17 protein-coding genes are annotated in these 17,189 nt (G+C 60.4%); 16 read left to right on the forward strand and 1 reads right to left on the reverse strand.

The genetic code is table 11. The features are described 5' to 3' along the window. Positions 1–30 precede the first annotated feature (30 nt). The 8 genes from GQO94_RS07345 to GQO94_RS20985 all read left to right on the forward strand — a co-directional run bounded on the left by GQO94_RS07345 (position 31) and on the right by GQO94_RS20985 (position 10,018). Complete coding sequence (locus GQO94_RS07345) at positions 31–1,665, forward strand: GMC family oxidoreductase (protein WP_156840529.1); 1,635 nt, start codon at positions 31–33, stop codon at positions 1,663–1,665. Positions 1,666–1,794: 129 nt separating this feature from the next. Further along, positions 1,795–3,417: a class I adenylate-forming enzyme family protein gene (locus GQO94_RS07350; RefSeq protein ID WP_232332820.1), complete on the forward strand. Its 1,623-nt coding sequence runs from the start codon at positions 1,795–1,797 to the stop codon at positions 3,415–3,417. Then, positions 3,407–4,201: an enoyl-CoA hydratase/isomerase family protein gene (locus tag GQO94_RS07355; RefSeq protein WP_011415062.1), complete on the forward strand. Its 795-nt coding sequence runs from the start codon at positions 3,407–3,409 to the stop codon at positions 4,199–4,201. Before GQO94_RS07350 ends, GQO94_RS07355 begins: the two co-directional genes overlap by 11 nt. Positions 4,202–4,244: 43 nt before the next feature. Beyond that, positions 4,245–5,483 (forward strand): thiolase family protein, encoded by a 1,239-nt coding sequence (locus GQO94_RS07360; protein WP_011415063.1) that lies wholly within the window; start codon positions 4,245–4,247, stop codon positions 5,481–5,483. Beyond that, complete coding sequence (locus GQO94_RS07365; RefSeq protein ID WP_232332821.1) at positions 5,398–6,666, forward strand: acyl-CoA dehydrogenase family protein; 1,269 nt, start codon at positions 5,398–5,400, stop codon at positions 6,664–6,666. Before GQO94_RS07360 ends, GQO94_RS07365 begins: the two co-directional genes overlap by 86 nt. 105 nt (positions 6,667–6,771) lie before the next feature. Then, the gene (locus tag GQO94_RS07370; protein WP_011415065.1) at positions 6,772–7,674 is read left to right on the forward strand and encodes an SDR family oxidoreductase; all 903 of its coding nucleotides are present in this window, start codon (positions 6,772–6,774) and stop codon (positions 7,672–7,674) included. A gap of 197 nt (positions 7,675–7,871) precedes the next feature. Then, complete coding sequence (locus tag GQO94_RS20980) at positions 7,872–8,936, forward strand: TonB-dependent receptor plug domain-containing protein (RefSeq protein ID WP_231679520.1); 1,065 nt, start codon at positions 7,872–7,874, stop codon at positions 8,934–8,936. Next, complete coding sequence (locus GQO94_RS20985; RefSeq protein ID WP_231679523.1) at positions 8,831–10,018, forward strand: TonB-dependent receptor; 1,188 nt, start codon at positions 8,831–8,833, stop codon at positions 10,016–10,018. The genes GQO94_RS20980 and GQO94_RS20985 overlap by 106 nt, the downstream gene beginning before the upstream one ends. Positions 10,019–10,182: 164 nt before the next feature. Here the strand turns inward: GQO94_RS20985 and GQO94_RS07380 are convergent, their stop codons facing one another. Further along, positions 10,183–11,232: a LysR family transcriptional regulator gene (locus GQO94_RS07380; protein WP_026108914.1), complete on the reverse strand. Its 1,050-nt coding sequence runs from the start codon at positions 11,230–11,232 to the stop codon at positions 10,183–10,185. Between the two features lie 32 nt (positions 11,233–11,264). Between GQO94_RS07380 and GQO94_RS07385 the strand changes: the two genes are divergently transcribed. From GQO94_RS07385 to GQO94_RS07420, 8 genes are all read left to right on the forward strand, one after another. Continuing rightward, positions 11,265–12,410: a CaiB/BaiF CoA transferase family protein gene (locus GQO94_RS07385; RefSeq protein WP_026108913.1), complete on the forward strand. Its 1,146-nt coding sequence runs from the start codon at positions 11,265–11,267 to the stop codon at positions 12,408–12,410. 487 nt (positions 12,411–12,897) lie between these two features. Further along, positions 12,898–13,224, forward strand: a complete 327-nt coding sequence (locus tag GQO94_RS07390; protein WP_017499963.1) for a helix-turn-helix domain-containing protein — start codon at positions 12,898–12,900, stop codon at positions 13,222–13,224. An 86-nt stretch (positions 13,225–13,310) separates the two neighbouring features. Next, positions 13,311–14,057, forward strand: a complete 747-nt coding sequence (locus GQO94_RS07395; RefSeq protein WP_017499962.1) for a LuxR family transcriptional regulator — start codon at positions 13,311–13,313, stop codon at positions 14,055–14,057. A 92-nt stretch (positions 14,058–14,149) separates the two neighbouring features. Further along, positions 14,150–14,764: an acyl-homoserine-lactone synthase gene (locus GQO94_RS07400; protein WP_017499961.1), complete on the forward strand. Its 615-nt coding sequence runs from the start codon at positions 14,150–14,152 to the stop codon at positions 14,762–14,764. A 5-nt stretch (positions 14,765–14,769) separates the two neighbouring features. Beyond that, positions 14,770–15,651, forward strand: a complete 882-nt coding sequence (locus tag GQO94_RS07405) for a phytanoyl-CoA dioxygenase family protein (protein ID WP_017499960.1) — start codon at positions 14,770–14,772, stop codon at positions 15,649–15,651. Between the two features lie 30 nt (positions 15,652–15,681). Continuing rightward, positions 15,682–15,993 carry a helix-turn-helix domain-containing protein gene (locus GQO94_RS07410; protein ID WP_081095412.1) on the forward strand — a complete coding sequence of 104 codons (312 nt, stop codon included), beginning with the start codon at positions 15,682–15,684 and terminating at the stop codon, positions 15,991–15,993. After that, positions 15,986–16,507 carry a S26 family signal peptidase gene (locus tag GQO94_RS07415; RefSeq protein ID WP_017499958.1) on the forward strand — a complete coding sequence of 174 codons (522 nt, stop codon included), beginning with the start codon at positions 15,986–15,988 and terminating at the stop codon, positions 16,505–16,507. The genes GQO94_RS07410 and GQO94_RS07415 overlap by 8 nt, the downstream gene beginning before the upstream one ends. Next, entirely contained in the window at positions 16,495–17,136 is a 642-nt protein-coding gene (locus tag GQO94_RS07420; RefSeq protein ID WP_017499957.1) for a lytic transglycosylase domain-containing protein, read from the forward strand. The genes GQO94_RS07415 and GQO94_RS07420 overlap by 13 nt, the downstream gene beginning before the upstream one ends. The last annotated feature ends 53 nt before the right edge of the window (positions 17,137–17,189 follow it).

Here is a 17,189-nt window from a genome sequence, read left to right on the forward strand (position 1 = left end):
CCAGCATGGGTCGAATGACAAGGGAAGCAAATGGCTGACTATGTAATTATTGGAGGTGGGTCGTCGGGCGGCGTTATCGCCAGCCGGTTGTCCGAGGACCCCGATGTCACCGTTTGCCTGCTCGAGGCAGGCGGCCCAGGCACCTCGCCGCTTGTGTCCACGCCCGGCGCTTTTGCGGCGCTGATCCAAGACTATCGGATCAATACGCTCAACTGGCGGTTCAACACCGACCCTTCAAAGGCGCTCAACGACCGCCGCCTCTACAATCCGCGCGGGAAGATGCTGGGTGGATCGAGCGGTATGAACGGGATGGTCTATATCCGCGGCGACCGGTCGGATTTCGACCACTGGGCCGAACTCGGCAACGACGGCTGGGGTTACAACGATGTCCTGTCCTATTTCCGCAAGGCTGAGAATAATGAGCGCGGTGAGGATGAGTTTCACGGCTCGTCGGGACCGCTTCACGTATCCAACGGCAAGCGCGAATTCGATGTCTATGATGCTTTCATCGAGGCGGCGACTGGACTGGACCATCAAGCCAATCCGGACTTCAATGGTGCCAGCCAGGAAGGTGTCGGCATCTATCAGTTTACCGTGAAGGACGGGAAGCGCGCCAGCGTGAAGGCGTGTTACCTTGATCCGGTGATGGGCAGGCGCGGCAACCTCCGCGTCGAAGTACATGCCCGCGTCCATCGTATCAGGTTTGAGGGCAACCGCGCGGTGGCAGTCGAGTATTCCCAGGACGGGCAGTTGAAGACGATCCCGTGCGAAAAGGAAGTCATTGTCAGCGGCGGCGCCTATAATTCGCCCCAACTGTTGATGCTTTCCGGTATCGGACCGCGTGATGAGTTGGAGAAGCATGGAATCGAAGTGATTCATGATATTCCCGGTGTCGGCCAGAATCTTCACGACCATCCTGACCTGATGCTGGTCTACCAGTCGAAGAAGCGGCTCGGGATCGCACTCAATGTCGTTGGCGCGCTCAAGACCGTGCGAGACCTATTCCAGTATCTCACGCAAAGGAAAAGCTGGCTGGCATCGCCGCCCACGGCTGCAGGCGGTTTCTTGCGATCCGCGCCGGGGCAGAACCGGGCGGACTGCCAGGTCCATGTCGTGCCGCTCGCCTATCGCGACCATGCGCGCGACTACAAGCTGATGACGAAATGGGGCTATACGATCATTCTCAATATTGGGCGCCCAAAGAGCCGCGGCTGGGTTGCCTTACATGACTCAAACCCCGAATCCGATCCCAAGATGGACCTCAATCTCTTGAGTCATCCCGACGACCTCAAGACGTTGCGCAATGCCTTCCGTGTCGTGCAGGAGATCCTGCATTCGGATCGCATGAAGGCGATGATGAAACGGCCTCTCTATCCTGACCGCTACCTTGAAACTGATGAAGAGATCGACGCCTATATCCGGGCAGAAGCCAATCATGCTTATCATCCGGTGGGAACATGCAAGATGGGCACCGACGAGATGGCGGTGGTCGACAACCGCCTGCGCGTTCACGGCCTCGCAAATATCCGCGTGGCCGATGCCTCGATCATGCCATCAATCGTCAACGGCAACACCAATGCAACCTGCATCATGATCGGCGAGAAAGCCGCCGACATGATCCGGCACGATAATATGAGCAGCAAGAATAGCATCGCAGAATATTGAATTGGACGATTGGATCAATGCTGCAGACACAGATGCTTACGAAAAGAAGTCCGGAGAGGCCTATCGCATGTCAGTTTATTATGTGTCGACTGCGCCATTGTGGGCGAGCGCCTTAGAGGAGCGCGGCTGATGGACGTCCGTACGCAAATACGTCGCGCCGCACGTTATTTCGCCCAGCAAGAGGCTCTCGTTCACGGCCACAGGCGGTTGACTTTCTCGGAAGCCTGGTTGCGCGGCGTGAAGCTCGCAAATGCTCTTGCGGAGTGCGGCCTTCAACCGGGTGACCGGATTGCTACGCTGGAGAAGAACTCCATCGAGGCCGCCGACATCATACTGGCGGCTGCCATTGGAAACTATACGCGTGTTCCTCTCTATGCGCGCAACCGATGTGAAGCGCACGCCCATATGATCGCGAGTACCGGATCTCGGTTGGCGCTGGTCGATGAGGCATTGGCTTCGGAGTTGGCGGGGCTGGATGCCCAAGCTCCGACGCTTGAGCGGATCATTATCCGCGATCACAACTATGAGAATTGGTTGGCGACAGCCTCGGACCGGGATCCTGATCCCGTCGTCGCGCCGGAGGACTATTGTGTCATCCGCCACACCGGCGGCACGACGGGCAAACCCAAGGGCGTTGCCTATCGGCACCGTTCATGGATGACGATCTCCGCCGCATTTTTCAGCATCGGCCCCCAAGTGGCCCCAGGGGATGCCATTCTGCATGTCGGCCCGTTGTCCCATGCATCGGGCTTCCTGTTCGTGCCGGCCTGGTATTGCGGCGCCCGCAACGTGATGATGGACGGCTTCGATCCAGCGTCCTTTCTTGACACTCTCGAGCAGGAACGGATCAGCCATGCCTTTGTAGCCCCCACCATGCTCAATGCCATAGTGCATCACGACGGGGCATATAGCCGCCACTTTCCGAATTTGAAGTTTCTGCTGAGTGCTTCAGCGCCGATCTCCGAGCCGACGCTTCGCAAGTCGTGCCAGATATTCGGGAATCATGTTCTTCATTCGGGCTATGGACAGACCGAAATCCTGCCCATCGCGTCTATGGGGCCCAACGAGTGGTTCGGCGAATTTGAAGGTTCTGCCCCAATTCGGGCGGTCGGACGTCCCATGAGTGGCGCCGATATCGAAATCCGTAACGAGGACGGAAAGGTGCTGGGACCAAACGAGCCCGGCGAGATCGTCGCACGGTTCGAAAATGGCCAGATGGAGGAATTCTGGAACGATCCGGAGGAAACCGCCCGGCGCATGGAAGATGGCTGGGTCAAAACCGGCGATGTCGGCATGATCGACACAAACGGATTTTTGTATCTGCTCGATCGCAACAACGACATGATCGTGTCAGGCGGCTTCAATATCTATCCCACCGAAATCGAAAACGTAATTGCCGACCATCCCGGTGTACTCGAGGTCGCGGTCTTTGGCGTGCCCCATGAAAAATGGGGTGAAACGCCGCTTGCAATGGTGCGTGTCAAGCCCGGAGCACAAATCACGGAGACCGAGATAATAGATTTGGTGCGCCAGCGTCTGGGCTCCGCAAAAAAAGCCAAGCAAGGTCGTTTTTACCGCCGAGCCACTGCCGTTGAGCAATGTCGGAAAGGTGCTTCGTTCAAAGCTTCGAGAGCCCTATTGGGCGGGCCAGGACCGGCGCATTTCGGGGGCATGACCGACGCAGCCATCCTAGCCACATCCTCTATTCCGGTGACCGCCTGCCGGCGCGCGGGAGACTGCAATGGACTATGAATACATCCTGGTTGAGCAACGCGGCCCAGCGCTTTGGGTGACCCTCAACCGGCCGGCAGCGTTGAACAGTCTGTCGTTGGCTTTGGCCGAGGAACTCGCCGCAGCGATCGAGGCAGCGGAAGCAGATGCGACGGTGCGCGCTTGCATTCTTACCGGCGCCGGACGGGCGTTTTGCGCTGGCGCGGATCTGCTCGCAATTGGCGATGGAACAGGCGGACAAACTCTCGCCGAACGCTTAAATCTGTTTCTGCCGCCGCTCGGTCAGGCTTTTAACAGGATCGAGACGTCGCGCCTTCCGATAATTGCGGCGGTCAACGGCCTTACGCTCGCCGGCGGCTTGGAACTGGTGTTGTGCTGTGATCTCGTCATTGCCGCGCACCCGGCCAGATTTGGCGACGCCCATGCAAATTACGGCCTGTTGCCCGGCGGTGGAGGGTCGGTTCGACTCCCTAGGAAGATCGGCGAAGCGCGTGCGAAACATCTGATGATGACCGGCGGGACCATCTCGGCTGCCGAGATGAAGGAAGCCGGACTCGTGACCCAACTGGTTGCTCCCGAGGATCTCATTGCGGCAGCGCAAGCGCTGGTAGAATCTCTTGCAGAAAAGAGCCGGCCAGGGCTCGCCTACATGAAGCAGCTAGTCCGCGCTGCGCAGGATAGCTCGCTCGAAGTCGGGCTGCGTCAGGAACTCGAAACCATGGCTGCTTACGCCTTGTCCAACGACATTGTCGAAGGACTGGCGGCATTCCGGGAGAAGCGGAAGCCCGATTTTTCCGACCGGTGAGACCTGATCGGATGCGGAACACATTGGAAGAATGGATCAACGAATGACCGACATATTCGTCATGGGGGTTGGGATGACCCCGTTCGGAAAACAGTTCGACAAGAGCCTGAAAATGCTCTGCGCCGAAGCTTCGTCGCAGGCCTTTTCCGACGCAGGATGCACCGCCGGCGATGTCGAAGCCATCTTCTTCGGCAATTGCGTCCAGGGGCATATGGAGGGCCAGGACATGATCCGCGGCGAAATCGTGGCGCGAGCGATGGGCATCTCAAGCGTTCCCGTGGTGAATGTCGAAAACGCATGTGCGACGGCTTCCACGGCCTTGCACATGGCCGCCGCCTATGTTCGATCGGGGGCAGCGGATGTCGTACTCGCGCTCGGCGCGGAGAAGATGTACTCGCCCGACAAGGCGCTCATGTTCAGTGCATTCGATGGCGCTTGGGACGTGCATGAAACCGAGTCGGGCCGCGCGCAGCTGCTGGCCATGGGCAATGGCGTCGATGTTCCGGAAGGAACGACATCGAGTCAGCCTTACAGCGTTTTCATGGATGTATACGCCGCGATGGCACGCGCGCACATGAAGACCTACGGCTCGACGCAAGCGCAAATCGCGGCCGTCTCGGCGAAAAATCACATGCATTCGACGCGCAATCTGCTTGCCCAGTATCGCCTCCCATATACCGTCGAAAGTGTACTCGCTGCGCCTCCGATCGTTTACCCGTTCACACTGCCGATGTGCTCCCCGATCAGCGACGGCGCCGCCGCTGCGATCATCTGCAGCGAAGCCGGTCGGCGCAAACTGTCGGCAGCCCCGGACAGGGCGCTAAGAATCCTGGCGTCTGTGCTGCAAACCGGCGCCGCGCGCGATCCCTTTGATTATGACCACCATGTCAGCCGCCTTGCGGCGAACCGGGCCTATGCGATGGCCGGCGTGGGGCCAGAAGATATTGGCGTCGCGGAGGTGCATGACGCCACGGCGGTTGGCGAGATCATTGAAATCGAGGCGCTCGGCCTGACGCCGCCTGGCGAGGGCGGACTCGCGGCAGAGCGCGGTGAGACGGCGCTGGGTGGGCGTATTCCGGTAAACACGTCGGGCGGGCTTGAATGCAAGGGACATCCGATCGGCGCCACCGGGCTCGGCCAAATCTACGAGCTTGCGCTGCAATTGCGCGGCGAGGCGGAAGATCGACAGGTTCCGAATGCCCGGTTCGCGATCGCGCAGAACGGCGGAGGTGTCATCGGGGTGGAAGAGGCGGTGGTCGCCGTCACGATCCTGGGCCGGTAGTTGTCAGAGCGCGCCTAGGGAAACACGGGGTCACGATATGAACTTTGAGCTGTCCGATGAACAACGCATGGCGGTGGAAACCGTCCGCCGCTTTCTCGACAACAAGCTTGAGCCGGAAATCCGCCGGCATGGGGAGCGATTCATCCCCAAACCGCTCATGAAGGAATGGACTCAAGCACTGACCGGCTATGGCCATATTACCGCACCGCATCAGGAGCAATGGGGCGGGCTTGATATGGGATGGCTCACTCATCTGCTCATTTTCGAGGAGATCGCCTATTCCTCGCTCGATGTGGCCATACCCGGCTTCATCAACGCGGTTGGCGCAGAACTCATCCGCCGCTTCGCCCCGGAGACGATCAAGCAACGCTATCTTGCCGACCTCGTCGCGGCCGAGAAGTTCGTTTCGCTCGGCATCTCGGAGCCCGATGTCGGCTCGGACGTCGCCGCCATCAAGACACGCGCCGTACGAGACGGCGATTTCTGGGTCATCAATGGCGAAAAGACCTGGATCACCAACGGAGCCTACTCGGACATCTTCATCTGTACGTGCAAGACTGGCGAAAATGAAGTCACTCACATCCTGGTCGATCGTGACGAGAGTGAGTATGAGGTGCGCGATATCCAGAAGATGGCGCTCAACGGCCAATCGACTGCACAGATATTCCTGTCCGATTGCCGCGTACCGGTGGCAAACACGATCGGCCGGGTCGGCGATGGATTGCGCAATACGTTGCAAGTGTTCGAGATTGCCCGCTGCCATATGGCGATGTGGAGTATCGGCATCGCACGGCGAGCAATGGATGAGGCGATCGCGTACGCTCGCGATCGCGCGCAGCATGGCAAGAAGATCGCCGGCCATCAGCTGATCGCCGACAAGATCGCCATCATGGCGACCAAGATCGACGCAGCCCGTCTGTTGACGCACCGGGCAATATCCCTCGTCCAGGCGGGCACGCGCGCAGAGACGGAATGCTCGATGGCCAAGTGGTACGCCACCGAAATGGCGATCGAAGCGACGCGCGATGCGCTTCAGATCCATGGCGGCAACGGCGTCACCCGCGAATTCATCGTTGAGCGGCTGGTGCGTGAGGCGATCATTTGCCCCATCCCCGATGGCACGACGGAGATTCAAAAGCTTGTTGTTTCGCGCGCCCTGACCGGCATTCAAGCCTTTCGGTAAGGCTCAGACGAAAACGACAGCGTCGACGGAAATGGAGCCGCGTGCCTGACTCGCACAGGATCAAATGCGCAGATGCGTCGCTCAGGTAAAAGAGGCAGACAAGCGATGGACGAAGAGCTTCGTTTCGATGGCAGGGTAGTGGTTGTGACCGGAGCCGGAGGCGGACTTGGGCGCCAGTACGCGCTGATGTTTGGCGGGCGCGGAGCCAAGGTGGTGGTGAATGATCTGGGTGGCGACGAGAAAGGGAGCGGCAGCTGCTCCACAGCCGCTGACAATGTGGTCGACGAAATTCGAGCCACGGGCGGTCAGGCGGTGGCAAATTATGCGTCGGTCGAGGAGGGCGCGCTGATCATCCAAGCCGCGGTTGACAACTTCGGAACCGTTGACGTCGTCATCAACAATGCCGGCATCCTGCGCGATGTGAGCTTCCACAAAATGACCGACGAAGACTGGACACTGCTTCAGCGGGTCCATCTGAATGGGACGCGGGCAGTGACGCAGGCAGCATGGCCGATACTGCGCGACAAGGGCTATGGCCGCATCGTCATGACCACGTCTGCAGCCGCAATCTACGGCAACTTCGGTCAGGCCAACTATGCCGCAGCCAAGCTCGGAATATTGGGGCTTGCGAACGCGCTGGCGGAGGAGGGGCGGTCCAGAAACATCCAGGTTAATACGATCGCCCCAATCGCCGCATCGCGTATGACCGCGACTGCCTTTCCACAAGAGTTTCTCGCCAATCTCAGAGCGGAAGCGATCAGTCCATTGGTCGGTTGGCTTGCGCACGAGAATTGCAGCGAAACCAAAGGGCTTTTTGAAGTTGGAGCCGGCTATATCGCCAAGCTTAGGTGGGAGCGCGCGCTTGGGCACGCCTTCGGAGCGGACAGGGCGTTCACGCTCGATGATGTCGCCCGGCACTGGGGTAGAATTGTCGACTTCACGGATGCCGAGCACCCGCTCGGGCTGAATGACAGCCTTGAGGCGGTAGAACGGGCGCTGAGAGCGTAATCAACCCGATGAATTACCATGATATTTTTGAGCGGCCGTCGGGCTGCCGATGGCGTCGTGCTGCCGCCAGATATCGATGAGCAGCAGGAATAGTTCTGCAGCGAATTGAATTGGACGACGGCCCTCAAATGCCGCCAAACGGCATGAACTACACAATATCTCCTGGGAAGAGAGGATCAGCCATGAGAGGATGTCTATTGGCTTCTGCCGCGTTGTTGTGCTCGGGAACAGCATTTGCCCAGGAAGCAACGCCCCAGGCGAACGACCAAACCGGGAGCGCCACGGAAGCGCTGGCTGAGGACATTGTCGTTACCGCCACCAAAAAGGGCTATGGCGAAAGCGTGCAGAAAGTACCGATGGCGGTCACGGCTTTTGGTGAAGCGCAGCTGGATGCCAAGTTCGTCCAGAATCTTCAAAGTCTGAGCTACGACGTTCCCAACGTCCAGCTCGAGGATGTGGGTACGGCACCGGGCTATGCCAATTTCACTATCCGGGGCCTCGGCATCAACAGCACGATCCCATCGATCGACCCCACCGTAGGCGTTTTCACTGACGGTATTTACCTCGGCATCAACGCTGGTGTCGTGCTGGACAACTTCGACCTTGAGGGGATCGAAGTTCTGCGTGGACCGCAAGGCTTGCTTTTCGGTCGCAACGTTACCGGCGGTGCCGTGGTTGTGCGGACCACGCGGCCCAGCTTCGATTTTGGAGCCAAAGCCAAGCTATCCATTGAAACGGGACTGAAAAAGACCGTAAGCGGCACGGTTACCGGACCTATCGTCGATGACGTTTTGGCTGCCAAATTGGCCGTCTACTACAGCGACGACAATGGCTGGTTTCGCAACCGCTTCGACAATCGCAGCTTCGGTAAATCACATGACCTTATCATTCGCCCGGCACTTTCGCTCAAGGGTGGCGACCGCTTCCGAATGGATCTCCGCTATGAGCATGGCGATGTCGAAAGCGATGGAGCCCCTGTCCAGAGTCACGCGCTGTTTCCCGCGACAGCTTCAGGTTTTCGATCAATTTCCCAGGTTTCTATGATGCCAAATGGGACCAGGCGATCGTGGAAACCAACATCGATGTCGGTCTGGGCGAAGGCGTCTTCACCAACATCGCTGGCTATCGGAAATTCCGATCCTCCGCGGGCGCTGATATCGATGGAACACCACAGTCCTTCTTTCATGCCTTTTTCGAAATCGACCAGGATCAACTCAGCGACGAACTTCGTTATGCCGGAAGGTTCGGTGACGTCGAATTGACAACCGGTCTATACTATTTTTCCCAGGATCTTCGTTACGCCGAGCTGCGGAATCTTTTGGGCGGTGCTCGGATCGTTTCCGGTGGGGGTACGCAAGACCAGACAACATGGGGCATTTTTGCTTCGACCGACTGGCATTTCACCGATACGCTGACCTTGAATCTCGGCGCGCGGTATAGTTGGGAACGCAAAGCCGTTCGGGTCTCGGCCTTACGCGCAAATGGTTGCAATCTAGACACGCTGATCTGTGCAACCAATTTCGCCGACGCGGCAAAATGGCGAGGGTTTACGCCGAAAATCGGCCTTCAGTGGAAGCCGGATGACGACACGCAGATTTATGGCCTTTACACGCGCGGGTTCCGCAGCGGCGGATATAATTTGCGCAACACCGATCCCGCTGTGCCGCCGGGGCCATTCAATCAAGAGACCCAGGACAGTTTCGAACTCGGCGCCAAGAAGCAATTCGGGCGCCACCGGATCAACCTGGCGGCCTTCTACAATCGCATGAAGGACCTGCAGCGCGAGATCAACCTGCCCGGACCGCTTGGCGTCAGCCAGGTCATACGGAACACCGCCGACGCCACAATCAAAGGCGTCGAGGCCGAGGGGCAGTTTTTTCTTTTGTCCAACCTCGTGATTTCGGGTCAGCTCGGCTACGTGAATGGCCAGTATCGCAACGTCCAGTTCGACCTCAGCGGTGATGGCGTCATCAACGATGTGGATCGTGCGCTCAAATTGCCAAGGCTGTCGCCATGGACCTATGGCGTGGGGCTGACTTATGATCAGCAGCTTGGCGAATTGGGGACAGCAACGGCGCGTGTCAGCTTCACGCATCGCGACAAGGCGGCATTCACCGACAACAACGTCGGCTTCCTTCAGGGCGCCGATATGCTCGATGCGAGCCTCACATTGGCGACCGACAACAAGCACTGGCGCTTCTCCATCTATGGCCGAAACCTCCTGAATGAGGTGACGATTGGCGGCGATACACCTTTGCCGGCGGCCTTCGGGGGCACGGGTGCAAGCCTTTCACCGCTAAACAGGGGGCGCGTCATCGGCGGAGAAGTGGCGATTAGCTTCTAGGCCATTTTCGAGGCGAGTGGAATCACCCGCCAACTCGGAAAATGCCCAAGATCAATTTGCTAGAGCATTTCCTGCCGGAAAGCCGGTTCCCACTTCTGCGCGAAATGCTCTAGCTGATCGCGACGGATGCAGCGGATTTCCGATCGCACCCCGCCCCCTTGCCGTTAATCCGATGATGCGGTGCGCCATGCCTGACGAACAAGGCTGACGAGCGCACGGCCAGCCGGTTTTACCTGCCAGCGGCTACGCACAGCATAACAAAGCGTCAATGGATCGAATAAACCGATTCCCTCCAAGGCCACGAAATTGGCGCGAAACCATGAGTTCTCGGTGAACTGTTTTGCAACCATCCCGATAGCATCGGATGTGGCAACGATCCGTCGAACCAATTGAAAATAGTCTGTCATGTGGATCCAGTCAGCGGGACGCTTACCGCTTTTTTCGTACATCTGCTGAATGATCGATGTGTAGGGTTCGGAAGATGAGGGCACTACGAATTCGAACTGGACCAGCGGCTCCTTGCTGGTCGGGTTTATCCCCAGAATGGGATGATTGTTCCGCACAAAAGGCAGTATTTCGATCGAGGCGACCCGCTCGCACTTGAATTCCGGCCAGCGTGCAAAGGCCGCTTCAAGTCCAAAGGCGACATCGATATCGCCGCGCGACAGGAGTCGCACGCCCCTTTCGCTGTTGCCCGAAACGACTTCGACGCGCACTGCCGGATGGCGCCGCAGCAAAGAAACCAGAGGTTGGGTGAGCAACCAGTCGATTGACCCTGGGAACAGTCCGATTCGAAGCGGGCCCGCATAGGCGTCGGCGCGGCGGGCTGTATCTCCGAGTAGTTCAGCTGCGTCGGCAAGCAAGCGCGCTGCGCGATCAATAAATTCGCGTCCCTCCTCTGTCGGCATCGCGCCCCGTGAGGTCCGATGGAAAAGGGAATAGCCAAGATGCCGTTCGAGTTCAGCGACACTCTTGGTCACCGCCGACTGCGTGACACCAACCGCATCCGCTGCCCTGGAGAAGGAACGAAGCTGACCAACCGCGACGGCATGCTTGAGGCGAGAATCGAGCATGGACATGCCCCACAGGAATAATTGCTCCAGAGAATGAATTAGGCGAATCAAGGTCATTTTGCCAATCTTACTTTCGACACTGCCGCCCAGCACGACTGCAACCCGTCTCGAAATCTGGAGCGGCGAAACGGCCTGGATCAAAGCGCCAAGGTCTCAGACGCAGGTATGCCTGAATGACGAAAACTGGTCCGCTTGCAGGCCTCAAAATACTCGAAATTGCGGGCATCGGCCCGGCGCCGTTTTGCGGAATGCTGTTGGCCGACCTTGGCGCCGATGTCGTCGTCATTGAACGCGTAAGCCCTAACTCCGAAAATATCGATCTTGGCAGCGGCGCCATTGTGAACCGCGGGAAACGTGTAATTGCCTTGGATCTGAAGTCCCCCGAAGGCGTCGCGCATGTCCTGGATCTCGTCCAAAGGGGCGATGTACTGATCGAAGGCATGCGGCCTGGGGTGATGGAGAGGCTCGGCCTTGGTCCCGAGGTTTGCCTAGCGCGTAACCCCCGCCTTGTATTCGGTCGCATGACGGGTTGGGGGCAGCAGGGACCTCTCGCCCAAGCGGCCGGCCATGACATCAACTATATCGCGCTGTCAGGAGCCCTTTGGTATGCTGGGCATCCCGGTGAACCGCCAATGGCGCCGCCAAGCCTGGTAGGCGATATTGGGGGTGGAGCGCTCTATTTGGCCATCGGCGTCCTCGCAGCGGCAATGCACGCGCGGGATACCGGGAATGGGCAAGTGGTTGACGCCGCGATCGTCGATGGGAGCGCTCACATGATGAACTTGCTCCTGAGCCTGAAGGCCGCCGGCCAGGTTGCCAGCATACGCGGCTGCAGCATCCTTGACGGCCCTCACTGGTACTCGACCTATCGGTGCGCCGACGGGAATTTCATCTCAGTCGGATCACTCGAGCCCAAGTTCTATGCGCTGCTTTGCAAAAAGCTGGGGTTGGCCGGCGATAGCAGTTTTGACGACGGCTATGATCGTGATGCCTGGCCCGAGCTCAAGCAGCGTTTTAGCGAGATATTCGCCATGCGGACACGGGAAGAATGGCGCACACTGCTGGAAGGCAGCGATGCCTGCTTTGCCCCCGTGCTTGATCCGGACGAAGCGGCGCGCCATCCTCATATGGCAGCGCGAGGCGTCTATCGGGAGATCGACAATATCCTCCAGGCAATGCCGGCGCCACGTTTTTCGGGCTCGTCACTACCGATCCCCGGACCGATCCCGCTGCATCATGAAGATCCGAGTACAATTCGGCGGGGCTGGAGCAAACCGGACCGCTGCGGGATTACCGCCAGAACCGACTGTTGCGAGTAGTCGGTTGGCATGGTGGGCGGCCAGCGGCCCGACACGAACGGTGATTTCATAACTATGAACCAATGCGACGCTCCGCTTCGCTGCGCTGCATTCAAATCAAAGGAGACAACGACACACAGGCACGTCAAACTATCCGATGATTCCTGTACGCCACGCCGGAACGGCGATTGCGGACGTGTCCACGGGACGTTGTTCGCATCGTGATTCGCTCGGCGCTTGAAATCAATGCTCGCCCCGGATGTGACGACGCCGATGGGATTTCCACTGCGGCGTCCACGGCCAATGTCCTGGCGTGAGGGCTTCGGTCATCGACCGATTCGACCGTCCGAATGCGGTCTTTTGGCGCGCCTGAGAATCCGCATCAGAGTTGAGTGCGCGTTGTTCGGGAATCTCATTTAAATATTTGTAAAAACGTAATAATATAGATAATAACTCCAACCTGTATCCAGTGTGGAGTAATGGTCGCAGGGCGTGAACTTACGCCCTTATGGATGCGTCGAAGTCCTTCAGTTTGAATCTCAGGAAATTGCGGCTTGCGATGCGCATCACGCAAGAAGCGCTCGCCCATGATGCGGGCACGAGCAGCTCTTATCTGAGTGCGATCGAAAATGGCCGGTCGAGCCCGACGCTGAAAGCAATGGAGCGGCTCGCGAAGGCACTCGGCGTTAATGCCGTCTATCTCTTGTCCGGCCGGATATCGATCTCGATCGTTTCGGACGACGAACTGGAAATCGGCGCGATACTGGCGCGCCCGGCGGTGACGCTCCGGCGCCATCCGCACAAGCCGACGGGGCGGCCGAGCAAGACCAAGTAAATCATCGGGGGCTGCACGCGCGTGGGCTGGAACCACGCGCCCGATAGACGCGCCCGCAACGCGCGCGTCGAAAGGAGTGCCCCTCGGTGCCGTTTCGCGACCTCGATGCCTATATTAAGCAGGCCAGGCGCGCGAACAGTGATCGCGAGCTGTTCAGTTGCAGCGAGGCCGCCGCACGCCAGCTCGGCCTCCCATGGCTCGCGATCGTCCAGAGCATGGCCTTCTTTCAGCCCGGTGGGCGATATTTCCGCATGGACAATTTCCAGAGCTGGGGCGACGTTTTCGTCGCCGAAGGCTATTACCGCGACGATCCCGCCTTGCTCGCGGCGCGCTCGACAAGCCGGGCGTTCTGCTGGCACGAAATGGAGCGACTGCTGGGCGGCTTCACGCGGCGACAGGCGCGCATCGTGCGCGAAGCCGCGCGTCATGGCCTGCGCAACGGCCTCACCGTTCCGATTGGCGTCGCCGGCGAGCCGCCCGGATGCTGTACGTTCGCAACGCGCGACGGGCAATTGCCGCCATCGCATATCTGCCGGATCGCGACGCTGATGGCGAGCGAGGCGTTTACCGAGGCGCGGCGCTTGCACGGCTTTCCGGCGCGCCCGCTGAAATTACCCCATCTCAGCCCAAAGCGGCTCGAATGCTTTCGCTTGGCGGCGATGGGCAAGAGCGACGTCGAGATCGGGATCATGATGAACATCGCCCCGACGACAGTGCGCACCTACATGCGTGACCTGCGCGAACATTTCGGAATCTATTCCCGCGCGCAGCTCCCGGCGATCGCGCTCGCCTGCGGAATCGTCTGCATCGAGGAGATCGTCCCGCGGTTCTGAGCGGGATCGCCGCATCCTCAATATTGACGACTGTTTGAGCCCTTCATCTCTGCTCCCTTCGCGACTGTTCAATTTGAACGGGAGCTACTGCCATGATCCATATTGTCAAAGGGTGCTCGCTTACCGATGCGCGCGCCGCCTCGATGTTCGAGGACCGCAAGACCCTGTTCGTCGATCTGCTGGGCTGGGATGTTCCGGTCGTCGGCGGCCGCTATGAAATCGACAGCTATGACGGCGACAAGGCGGTCTATCTGATCGCCACCGACGATGGCTGCATTCACCAGGGGTCGATGCGGCTGCTATCGACAGAGGGCGCACATCTTCTCGCCGATCGTTTCGCGTCGCTCTGCGAGTGCGATGCGCCCCGGGGGGAGCAGGTTCGCGAGATTACGCGACTTTGCCTGCCGCAACGATTGGGCGCCCCCGGACGCCTGCGTGTCCGCAACCGGCTCATCTCGGCGATGGTCGATCATGCGCTCGGCAGCGGAATCACCATGCTAACCGGCGTCGTGACCGCTGCTTTTCGCGAGGAGGTTTTGGCGATGGGCTGGCGCGCAGCGCCGCTCGGCCCCGCGCGCCGCATCGATGGCGCGTTCCTTGGAGCGTTCCGCATCGAGATCTGCGCCGGTACGCCTGCGCTGCTGGCGTCGAACGGCATCTATGTACCGGGTGCGATCACTCCCGATGCGGCGGCAAGAGCCGCGTGAAGGGAATGGCGATGCACGACCCCGCCCGCCTCGCCGCGATGCTGCTCGCCGACGGTTATGTCATTGTCGATAACGCCGTGCCGACCGAGCTAATCACCGCGCTCGAAGCCGAACTCGCACCGCGCTTCGTCGCCACGCCCTTTTGCGAAGGCGGATTCTACGGAGCCCGCACCAAGCGCTTTGGCGCGTTGTTGCGGCGTTCACGGCATATCGCCGGCCTTGTGCTGCACCCGATCATCCGCGGTATCGCCGAAACGGTGCTCGGGGAATGGTGCGATCGTATCGTTCTCAACCTCACCCAGGCGATCGAAATCCATCCCGGCGCGCTCGCGCAGGTGCCGCACCGCGACCAGGATCTCTGGGGCGGCGTCAAGACCGGGATGCACTATCAGATCAACGTCATCTGGCCGATCGATCCGTTCACGCTGGAGAGTGGCGCGACGCTGGTCTGGCCGGGCAGCCATCACGATGCGGCATCGCAACCGGGCGATGCACGTCCGGTCGCCGCCGAAATGCCACCCGGCTCCGCGCTGCTGTTCCTCGGATCGATCCTGCATGGTGCCGGCGCTAACCAGTCCGATCATGTGCGCCGCGCGGTCATCACCTCCTATTGCCTCGGATGGCTGCGGACGTTCGAGAATCAGTATCTCGTCTATCCGCCCGCCATCGCTCGAGCGTTCGATCCCGATCTGGCCGCGCTCATCGGCTATGCCCAGCATCGCCCCAATCTCGGCAATGTCGAAGGCCAGTGCCCGTCCGTGCTGCTTCACCGGGACGATATCGACGGCCTCCCTGCGATCGACGCGCTGCTCCCCGGCCAGGCCGACATGCTGGATGCCTATGTCGCCGAACAGGAAGCCGCGCGTGCGGGCCTGATCGGCGGGTAACGCGGGTTCGTCGGACCGGGCGCTGCACTCATGACACACGATCCAAACCCCGAAGCAGGCGGCGGCGCGCGAACACGGATCGAGGCGGATTCATCCGCTGTGGACGGTGGAGCCACGGCGTCGTCGGCCGCGGAGCGCGCTCGGCGGGCACGCGAGCATTGCCCGTTTCTGACAACCAAGCAGGCCGCGTTCCATCTCGGTCTCGCGGGGGACACGCTCAAGAAGATGCGCCGGGAGCGGCGCGGCCCGCCGTGCCGAAAGCATGGCACCGTCTGGCGCTACCATATCGACGATATCGAGGCCTGGTCGCGCGCGAACATGCGGGAGGGAGGCAATGGCTAGGCTGCTACCCTCCCGTCTGCCGGCTAAACCCACCGCGCTGATCGGTCTCGGCGCGGCCGCGCTGGCGACCACGATCGCGCTGCCGCCAACGCCGTGGCTGGTCTGGAACGCATCGGCCAGCGCGCCGATCGGTCTCTATGCCGTCAGCGGACGGCAGGACATCGCATCGGGCGACATGGTGCTGGTCCGGGTGCCCGACCGCTGGCGCCGGCTCGCCGCCGAGCGGCGCTACATTCCGATCAATATCCCGCTGGTCAAGCGCGTCGCGGCCGCGCCCGGCGATCGCGTCTGTGCGCGCGGGCGGGAGATCTATGTCAACGGCCACCCGGTGGCCGAACGCCGCGAAGCCGATGGCCGCGACCGTCCGATGCCGTGGTGGAATGGCTGCGTGATGTTGCGTTCGGGCGCATTGTTCCTGCTGATGGACAGCCCGGATTCGTTCGATGGGCGTTATTTCGGACCGACATCGCGCGGCGACGTCATCGGCGAGGTGCGACTGCTGTGGCTGGGCTGAGGGTCGCCATCACCGCCCTGGCGCTGCTGGCGGCGGCACCGGCTGACGCGCAGTCGGTCGTTCACTGGCGGCCCTATATCGAGGCAGCCTCGGCGCGTTTCGGCGTGCCGGTAGAATGGATCGAGCGCGTCATGCGCGCCGAGAGCGGCGGGCGCACGGTGCTGGACGGGCGCCCGATTACCAGCCACGCCGGCGCGATGGGACTGATGCAGCTCATGCCCGGCACCTGGTCCGAAATGCGCGCGCGGCTCGGGCTCGGACGTGATCCCCATAGCCCGCGCGACAACATATTGGCGGGGACGCTCTATCTTCGTCTGATGTATGACCGCTTCGGTTATCCCGGACTGTTCGCAGCCTATAACGCGGGACCGGCACGCTATGCCGAGCACGTGCGGACCGGCCGCGCGCTGCCCGGTGAGACCCGCGCCTATCTCGCGAGCGTCGCCGGAGTGCCCGTCAATTCCCGGTCGGCTGTCACGGCCGCCAGTGCAACGCCGCGTACCGTCAATGCCATCTTCTTCGCGATCGGCGACCGGCCCCCTGCCGGCCGGAGCGAAGCCGGTGCGGCCACGCTGTTCGTCGCGCTGCGATCGACGTCGCCCGAGAAGAACGCGCCAGACCGCCCATAGTGCGAGCCGATCGGGGCTTCATGCCGAATCGTGTTTCTGCTATGTTCCGAGCC

This window comes from Novosphingobium aquimarinum (assembly GCF_009746585.1).
In the GTDB taxonomy this organism is placed as follows: domain Bacteria; phylum Pseudomonadota; class Alphaproteobacteria; order Sphingomonadales; family Sphingomonadaceae; genus Novosphingobium; species Novosphingobium aquimarinum.